The organism is Carnobacterium sp. 1290_CSPC, from assembly GCF_001053265.1.
In the GTDB taxonomy this organism is placed as follows: Bacteria; Bacillota; Bacilli; order Lactobacillales; family Aerococcaceae; genus Aerococcus; species Aerococcus urinaeequi.
In genome coordinates, this window is sequence record NZ_JVVG01000046.1 from 1 (window position 1) to 8,008 (window position 8,008).

An 8,008-nucleotide genomic window follows, 5' to 3' on the forward strand; every position below is an offset into this window, starting at 1 on the left:
AGCGGTTAAGACACCGCCCTTTCACGGCGGTAACACGGGTTCGAGTCCCGTACGGGTCATCATAATTAAAAAGGGAGGCGAAAGCTTCTCTTTTTTGTTTTTCTATTTTATATTGTCTTAAGATTATCCTAAAATAAATATTAAGAATAGATTTGCATGGATAAACATTACAAATTAACTTAAGACTTTGATATAATAAATACCATATGTAAGTGAAGGGATGGATAATATTGCGACGATTTTTTGAGAATAAAAAATTAATTGTCCTGCTTGTTAGTGTCATCACTTCATTCAGTATGATTGCCTACTCTATATTTAGTCAATCACAGATGCCCAAACCAATTTTATGGGTGAATGATGTGACCGCAGTTGTGGGTAGATTTGTTTCTACACCAACGAATGCGATGATGCGCTTTACAGATTCAATTAACGATTTAATGAACACATACGAAGATAACCAACGATTGAAAAGCCAAATTTCTTCACTAGAGGAACTGGAAGCTCAAAATGAGATATTACAAAGTGAAAATGAAGAGCTATCTGCCTTACTTGATTTACAACCTTCATTAGTTGGTAAGAATGTTATTGCTTCTTCTGTTATTTCTAGATCTCCAGATACCTGGTTAGACTCAATTACAATCGATGTAGGGACTAATAGTGGTATTGAAGAGAACATGTCTGTGATGACAGAGAGTGGCCTTGTAGGGCATGTAACGGAAGTCTCTGCTACGAGTTCAAAAGTGCAGTTATTGATTACTGAGAATAATCAAATGAAGAACGTAGCTGTAAGTATTCAAACGGATGATGGTATCGTGTCTGGGATTTTATCTGACTATGATGAAAAGACACAGGAATTAATCCTTAAACAAGTGCCGAATGATGCAAAAGTTTCTGAAGGAAATACGGTCACTACAAGTGGTTTAGGTGGTGTATCTCCAGAAGGTTTAATCATTGGAGAAGTAACATCAGCATCTTCTGATAACTTTGGTTTATCTCAGTCAGTGAAAGTAAAACCTGCTGCAGACTTCAAAGATATCCGTTCAGTATTGGTTATCATGACCTTGAATGAAAGTTCAAGTGATACATCAGCTGATAGTGAAGATCAGGCTGCTGAATCCTCCGCTGCATCTACAGATACAGGAGAATAGGGAGGTCAGTATGTTACATTTCTTTAAGAACAATTTTTTGATCCCTACCTTTGTGTTCTTTATTTTATTATTGGATGGTAGCGTGATGACCATGTTGTCATATAGTTTGGGTAGTGAAAAATTTCAGATCAGTCCACAATTCACACTGATTGTGATTACCTTATTGGCGGTTTATTTAATAAATGATTCAAAAATATTCCTTGTGAGTATTATCATAGGTTTTATATACGACGCTTATTATTCTTCGATACTTGGGGTTAATTTATTCTTATTTCCCATGATAGTAATACTTACTCGGGCGGTTATAAAAAAATTCCCAATGAACTTTTATACGATTTGGTTATGGATCCTTATTGTTTATACCGTGTACACGCATTTTATCTATGCTTTATACTACTTAATCGATATACATAGTAGTAGCTATTATTACTTTTTAAGTCAGAACTATATTCCGTCGTTATTATTCAATGCCTTTTTAGGTTTTATCTTTATTTGGCTAATTCAGAAATTAGTTATTTGGTTTGAAAAATAATACTTGATTAAAAATTAAAAAATGATTATAATAAATTTACAAATATGAAAAGTGTTGATTGGAAGAGGTTACGAGCCTTTTATTAAAGAGAGCCTAGCAAAGTTGAGAATAGGTATAAAAATCGTATCTACACACCCAAGAGCAAATTATTAAAGATAATTCGTGCGTGAGCGTTAATCACTGTGTCAGTATTGACACGCAGAGATAGTAATCGTGAGATTGCTATGAAAAAAGGTGGAACCACGTTTATTTCACGTCCTTTTATACCAAGTGAGTTTGGTGTAAAAGGACGTTTTTTTATTTAACTGGAGGGTGGAAGCAATGAAGAAATTTAAACTTAGCAATTTTGTATTATCAATTATTTTATCAATAGGTCTGGTATTTGCTATAGGGCAAACATCGGTAAAAGCAACTGAATCTGAGGATACGAGTGGTGAAACTTATATTATCGGTTTAGACGATACATTCGCGCCAATGGGTTTCCGTGATGGAGAAGGTGAATTGGTCGGTTTCGATATCGACTTAGCTAATGCAGTAGCTGACCTATATGGTTGGAATTTAGAATTTCAACCAATTGATTGGACGATGAAAGAAACTGAGTTGAATTCAGGTAATATCGATATGATCTGGAATGGTTATGGGATCACACCAGAACGTGAAGAAATGGTCTTGTTCTCTGAACCATATATTGAGTCTGGACAAATGGTCATTAGTAAAAAAGGTTCAGGTATTGAAGAAATTTCTGATTTAGCAGGTAAAACGATTGCCACACAATCTGGGTCAACAGCCTTAACATTTATGCAAGAGTGGCCAGATGACTTATATAACCAATTAGCTGATGAACCAGTCTTATACCCTTCGTACAATGAAGTGTTTGCTGATTTGGATGCTGACCGTGTGGACGCGATCTATGCTGGTGATATTTATTCTCGCTATACCTTAAATCAAAAAGGGACTTTAGATGAATATGAGTACTTTGTAGATGAAACATCTGTTGAACCGATGGGTGTTGGTTTTAGAAAATCAGACACTGCATTAAAAGAGCAAGTAGATGCAGGTATTGAAGAATTAAGACAAAACGGGACTTATGCTGAAATTGAAGCGAAATGGTTCGGTGAAGATTCAGAATCAACGGGCTCTTCAAATATTGTCATGACGGTATTGCCTTCATTATTAAATGGATTAAAATTAACCCTACTTTTATTTGTCATTGTATTGATTCTATCAGTACCAATTGGCTTCTTAATTGGAATCTTACGCGTGTTTGGACCAAAATGGTTACAAGCAATTATTGAAGCTTATGTTTTCATCATGCGTGGTAGTCCACTGATGCTTCAATTGATGGTGATCTTCTTCGGTTTACCATATATTGGTATCGCCATGGATCGATTCCCAGCAGCTGTTCTAGCATATGTGATTAACTATGCAGCTTATTTTGCAGAAATCTTTAGAGGTGGTATTTCAGCAGTGCCGGACGGTCAATATGAAAGTATTTCTGTATTAGGTATTGGTAAAATTCGTGGTTTTAGAAGAATTATCTTACCGCAAGTAGTTAATATTGTATTACCTTCAATTGGTAACGAAGTGATTTCCCTAGTAAAAGATACGTCATTAGTTTATGTGATCGGACTTGGCGAGTTACTAAGAGCCGGAAATATTGCAGCTAATACCTATGCGTCTCTAGTACCATACTTAGTTGCTGGGGCGATTTACTTAATCGTGACAGCAGTTCTTACATTTGTCTTACGTAAATTTGAAAACCAATTGAAATGGTAAAAGGGAGGTCATCTTATGTCATTAAAAGTAGCAGGACTAAATAAATCTTATCAAGATAACCAAGTCATTAAGGATTATGACTTCGAAATCAATCCTGGTGAAGTTGTGATTTTACTAGGTCGTTCAGGGACGGGTAAAACGACATTCATGCGTATTATAAACAATCTTGAAGAAGCAGACCGTGGTACGATTGAAATTAACGGTAAGGTCTTATCAAAAGATAACGGCACTAAAGCTGTCTATAGTTCAAATAGTGAGCGTCGAGCTTATCAAAATGAACTCGGCATGGTTTTCCAAGATTATCAATTGTTCCCAAATTTAACCGTGATTCAAAATCTGATTGAAGCACCCTTAGCACAAGGGCTTAAAAACAAAGAAGAATTGATTGAAGATGGTAAAAATCTATTAGCGGATGTTGGTTTATCTGATAAAGCAGATGTTTTCCCATCAACATTGTCTGGTGGTCAAAAGCAACGGGTGGCGATTGCTAGAGCTTTAATGCTAAATCCAAGTGTCTTGTGTTTTGATGAACCTACTTCAGCTTTGGATAGAGAATCTGCTAATCAAATCGGTGGCCTTATCACAGCCTTATCTAAGGACCAAGGTAAAGCCATTCTGATTGTTACCCATGATACTGAGTTCGGTAAACAAATTGGAACTAGAATTGAGTCATCGACTGAATTCGCAAAATAATCTAAGCTAAATTCTAGATTTTATCAACTATTTAACTTAATCATGATGATTTTCTTGACGTGGTTAGGTTAATTTGGTAATATATATGATGTTGTAAAAAGTGTGAGCACCACACTGCAACCGCGCATGATATCGTATTTTAAGTGTCGAAAGACCACGTATCGTGGCGAGTCTAAGTCTATATAAGGAGGTGCGTTAGATGTACGCAATTATTAAAACTGGTGGAAAACAAATTAAAGTTGAAGCTGGACAAGCTATCTACATTGAAAAATTAAATGCAGAAGCAGGAGACAAAGTTACTTTTGATCAAGTAGTTTTTGTTGGTGGTGACGATGTTAAAGTAGGAGCACCATTAGTTGAAGGTGCGACTGTTGAAGCAACTGTTGAAAAACAAGGTCGTCAAAAGAAAGTAACTACTTTCAAATACAAAGCTAAAAAAGATTCTCACCGTAAACAAGGTCATCGTCAACCATACACTAAAGTTGTTATCGACTCAATCAATGCTTAATTAAAAGTGTGATGTTATGATTCAAGCAATCTTTAAAACTGACGAGAAAGATCAATTTGTTAGCTTTGAAGTTTCTGGCCACGCCTTTGCTGGTGAATATGGGCAAGATGTTGTTTGTGCAGGAGTATCCGCAGTCGTTTTATCGACAGTGAATAACCTGACACGTATGGCAAGTATCGAGCCACTTATTGAAGCCGATGAAGAAAATGGCGGTTACTTGTATGTTGAGTTAACCAAGGATCTCTCTACAGAGCAGGGTGAACTTGCTCAAATGTTATTAACAAGTTGCTATTTGGCCTTGTCTGAAGACGTTGAAGCCAATTACGGTGACTTTATACATGTATCCAAAACAACGAAATATTAGAGGAGGTTATCCCATGTTGAAATTTAATTTACAATTCTTCGCCCACAAAAAAGGGGGCGGGTCTACTGCCAATGGTCGTGACTCTCAATCAAAACGTTTAGGTGCTAAACGTGCTGATGGTCAAGAAGTTTCAGGTGGTTCAATTTTATACCGTCAACGCGGTACTAAAATTTACCCAGGTGTAAACGTAGGACGCGGTGGAGACGATACTTTATTTGCTAAAGTTGACGGAATCGTTCGCTTCGAACGTAAAGGCCGTGACCAAAAACAAGTATCAGTTTATCCAGTAGCTGCTGAATAATTTGATATTCAAAGAGCGCTTGAACTTAAGGTTCAGGCGTTTTTATTTTGCCCGAAAAAAATCCTATTATGAGTCTAGAACAGCTTAGGCTAGCGGTCCTATTTAGGCAGAAAGACAAGGTGGATGTATCTGTGATGGCATATCGTATGTTTTAGGACGGACTATAGTCGCAATGATTGACAGGAAGCCATTCTTCGTTGAAAATAGGTATGTAGTAGGATAATGAGAGAGAGGAAGTACTATGTCAGTAGAAAATATCAACCAATTATTTGGTGTATTGCATGACTCAACGATTTTGATTCAGGAAGCGCTAGAGTTTTCTTACCTAGAAGCTTTATTTGAAACTTTGCAAAATCTTGCTGATGGCGAAGTGCAACAAATCGACCAACGACCAAGTGATGAAGAAGCTGAGCAATTGAGAGAGATTTATAGCAATATCAATCTCCAAGAATTCGAAGCTGAAGACATTCGTAAGGCGGTTCAATTTGCCTTTATTGAAGGGGAAAAAGCTGATCAATTACAAGCTAATTACCATATGACACCTGAAGCTATCGCTGTTTTAATGGGCTATTTTGCCACTAAACTGGTAGATCAAGGGCATTTAGCTGACAAAGCAGATGATACTGAGATCACCTTCTTTGATGCGACAATGGGGACTGGAAACTTGTACGCCATTATTTATAACGCTTTGAAGGCTTCTGGTTATAAAATTCAAGGATTCGGCTATGATAACGATGACTTAATGTTGTCAATAGCGGACGTTTCCACCCGTCTACAAGATATCCCAGCTAATTTATATTTAGGGGATTCATTACAAAATCTGATTGTCCCACCAAGTGATCTAATTGTAGGTGACCTACCCTTAGGCTATTATCCAGTGGATGAAGTAGCTGACACCTATTCTTCTGCGAAGAACCGTGAGGAAGGGCAACATGCTTTTGTTCATTATTTGATGGTAGAACAAGGATTACGTTACCTGAAACCGAATGGTTGGGGTATTTATATTGTGCCTGCTGGCCTTGTCCAAGATGAAAATATTAAGACCTTAATTGAAGCCATTGGTGAGCATGGTTATTTTCAAGCTTTACTGTCGCTACCAAGCAATCTTTTCAATAATGAGAAATCTAGAAAAGCCATTTTATTAGTGCAAAAAGCGGGCGACAAGGCTAAACAAAGTGAGAATGTACTTGTTGGTGAAATTCCGGACTTGAAGAGTAAGGAAGAATTGCCTAAGTTCTTGGGGGCTTTTGAAAACTTTCTTGAGAAAATGAAGTAGACTTTGAAATAGCTACTTTGCAAAAAATGCATTTCACAGGGAATAGAATACAAATGTCTTTACCATAACGAAACATGTCATGTTATAATGAAGTATATTAAATAATATTGATTTAAGATTAAAGGAGAGAAAGCATGTCTAAAGTAATTGCTGTAAACGCAGGTTCTTCTAGTTTAAAATTTAAAATTTACGAAGTGCCTAGCGAAGATGTTGTAGCGTCAGGTCAAATCGACCGTATTGGAATCGGTAACTCTAACATTTCTATTAAGTATGGTGAAGGCCAAAAATTTGAGGATGTTAAAGATATTGATGATCATGAAGTAGCTATTGAATTCTTATTAAATCAATTAAGCACTTTAAACATTATTACTAGCTATGATGAAATCTCTGGTACTGGTCACCGTGTGGTAGCTGGTGGAGAAATATTTAAAGAGTCTACGTTATTAGATGATGAGGCAATTCAAAAGATTGAGGATTTAGCAGAATTTGCGCCTCTACATAATGGACCAGAGGCTCGTGCTATTCGCGCTTTCCAAAAAGTATTGCCTGGAAAACCTGCTGTCGGAATTTTTGATACATCATTCCACACAACAATGCCTGAAGTAGCTTATTTATATTCTATTCCATTAGAGTACTATGAAGAATTTGGTGCTCGTCGTTATGGTGCACATGGCACTTCACACAGATATGTAGCAAATCGAGCAGCTGAACTAATGGGTAAACCAATTGAAGATTTAAAAATTATCACTTGCCATTTAGGTAATGGTGGTTCAATTACTGCAGTAGATGGTGGAAAATCTGTTGATACTTCAATGGGCTTCACACCATTAGCAGGTATTACAATGGGGACACGTTCTGGTGATATTGATACATCTCTAGTTCAATTTTTAATGAAGAAATTGAATATTACTGATATCGATGATATGGTCTCTATTTTGAATAATAAATCTGGTTTATTAGGTTTATCAGGTGTGTCATCCGATATGCGTGATGTTGAAGATGCAGCTGATAATGGCGATAAACGTTCGCAAACTACTCTAGAAATTTTCTACGATCGAGTACGTAAATATATTGGTCAATATATTGCAGTTATGGGTGGCGTTGATGCCGTTGTATTTACAGCTGGAATTGGTGAAAACTCAGGACGTACACGTGCTGAAATCATTGATGATCACATGGCATTCTTTGGTATGAAGATCGATGAAGCAGCAAACGATACACGTGATGAAGCAAAAATTTCTAGCGAAGATTCAAAAGTTGCTATCTATACGATTCCAACGGACGAAGAGTTAGTAATCGTTCGCGATACTGTACGTTTAGGTAACATTAACGAATAATCAAACATTTTCCGGTTCTTTTACAAATAGTGTTGGTAAATAATTTCAAATATCGCGAATACGTTATTTAGTA

General features: G+C 36.7%; 9 protein-coding genes and 1 other annotated feature. All 9 genes read left to right on the plus strand.

Annotated features, from left to right (window positions below):
• Positions 1–212 precede the first annotated feature (212 nt).
• The 9 genes from mreC to AC973_RS03230 all read left to right on the plus strand — a co-directional run bounded on the left by mreC (position 213) and on the right by AC973_RS03230 (position 7,935).
• Positions 213–1,148 carry a rod shape-determining protein MreC gene (gene mreC, locus AC973_RS03190; protein ID WP_048727213.1) on the plus strand — a complete coding sequence of 312 codons (936 nt, stop codon included), beginning with the start codon at positions 213–215 and terminating at the stop codon, positions 1,146–1,148.
• Positions 1,149–1,158: 10 nt separating this feature from the next.
• Complete coding sequence (gene mreD, locus AC973_RS03195) at positions 1,159–1,680, plus strand: rod shape-determining protein MreD (protein WP_016897566.1); 522 nt, start codon at positions 1,159–1,161, stop codon at positions 1,678–1,680.
• A 321-nt stretch (positions 1,681–2,001) separates the two neighbouring features.
• The gene (locus AC973_RS09610) at positions 2,002–3,456 is read left to right on the plus strand and encodes an ABC transporter permease subunit (RefSeq protein WP_082148223.1); all 1,455 of its coding nucleotides are present in this window, start codon (positions 2,002–2,004) and stop codon (positions 3,454–3,456) included.
• 15 nt (positions 3,457–3,471) lie between these two features.
• Positions 3,472–4,149: an amino acid ABC transporter ATP-binding protein gene (locus AC973_RS03205; protein ID WP_048727216.1), complete on the plus strand. Its 678-nt coding sequence runs from the start codon at positions 3,472–3,474 to the stop codon at positions 4,147–4,149.
• A 108-nt stretch (positions 4,150–4,257) separates the two neighbouring features.
• Positions 4,258–4,333: a sequence feature (ribosomal protein L21 leader region), on the plus strand.
• A gap of 15 nt (positions 4,334–4,348) precedes the next feature.
• Positions 4,349–4,657 (plus strand): 50S ribosomal protein L21, encoded by a 309-nt coding sequence (gene rplU, locus AC973_RS03210; RefSeq protein ID WP_003140931.1) that lies wholly within the window; start codon positions 4,349–4,351, stop codon positions 4,655–4,657.
• A gap of 16 nt (positions 4,658–4,673) precedes the next feature.
• On the plus strand, positions 4,674–5,021 hold the full coding sequence (locus tag AC973_RS03215; protein ID WP_003140932.1) for a ribosomal-processing cysteine protease Prp: 348 nt from the start codon (positions 4,674–4,676) through the stop codon (positions 5,019–5,021).
• Positions 5,022–5,034: 13 nt separating this feature from the next.
• Positions 5,035–5,322 carry a 50S ribosomal protein L27 gene (rpmA, locus tag AC973_RS03220; protein ID WP_016897563.1) on the plus strand — a complete coding sequence of 96 codons (288 nt, stop codon included), beginning with the start codon at positions 5,035–5,037 and terminating at the stop codon, positions 5,320–5,322.
• Positions 5,323–5,563: 241 nt separating this feature from the next.
• A complete protein-coding gene (locus AC973_RS03225) occupies positions 5,564–6,598 on the plus strand; it encodes a class I SAM-dependent methyltransferase (RefSeq protein ID WP_048727220.1) in 1,035 nt (344 codons plus the stop codon).
• Between the two features lie 134 nt (positions 6,599–6,732).
• Complete coding sequence (locus AC973_RS03230; RefSeq protein ID WP_048727222.1) at positions 6,733–7,935, plus strand: acetate/propionate family kinase; 1,203 nt, start codon at positions 6,733–6,735, stop codon at positions 7,933–7,935.
• Positions 7,936–8,008: the final 73 nt, after the last annotated feature.

What these genes read in the sequence shown, in the direction of transcription:
- mreD (WP_016897566.1), top strand. Translation starts at nt 1,159, where the DNA reads ATGTTACATTTCTTTAAGAACAATTTTTTGATCCCTACCTTTGTGTTC.
- AC973_RS09610 (WP_082148223.1), top strand. Translation starts at nt 2,002, where the DNA reads ATGAAGAAATTTAAACTTAGCAATTTTGTATTATCAATTATTTTATCA.
- AC973_RS03205 (WP_048727216.1), top strand. Translation starts at nt 3,472, where the DNA reads ATGTCATTAAAAGTAGCAGGACTAAATAAATCTTATCAAGATAACCAA.
- rplU (WP_003140931.1), top strand. Translation starts at nt 4,349, where the DNA reads ATGTACGCAATTATTAAAACTGGTGGAAAACAAATTAAAGTTGAAGCT.
- AC973_RS03215 (WP_003140932.1), top strand. Translation starts at nt 4,674, where the DNA reads ATGATTCAAGCAATCTTTAAAACTGACGAGAAAGATCAATTTGTTAGC.
- rpmA (WP_016897563.1), top strand. Translation starts at nt 5,035, where the DNA reads ATGTTGAAATTTAATTTACAATTCTTCGCCCACAAAAAAGGGGGCGGG.
- AC973_RS03225 (WP_048727220.1), top strand. Translation starts at nt 5,564, where the DNA reads ATGTCAGTAGAAAATATCAACCAATTATTTGGTGTATTGCATGACTCA.
- AC973_RS03230 (WP_048727222.1), top strand. Translation starts at nt 6,733, where the DNA reads ATGTCTAAAGTAATTGCTGTAAACGCAGGTTCTTCTAGTTTAAAATTT.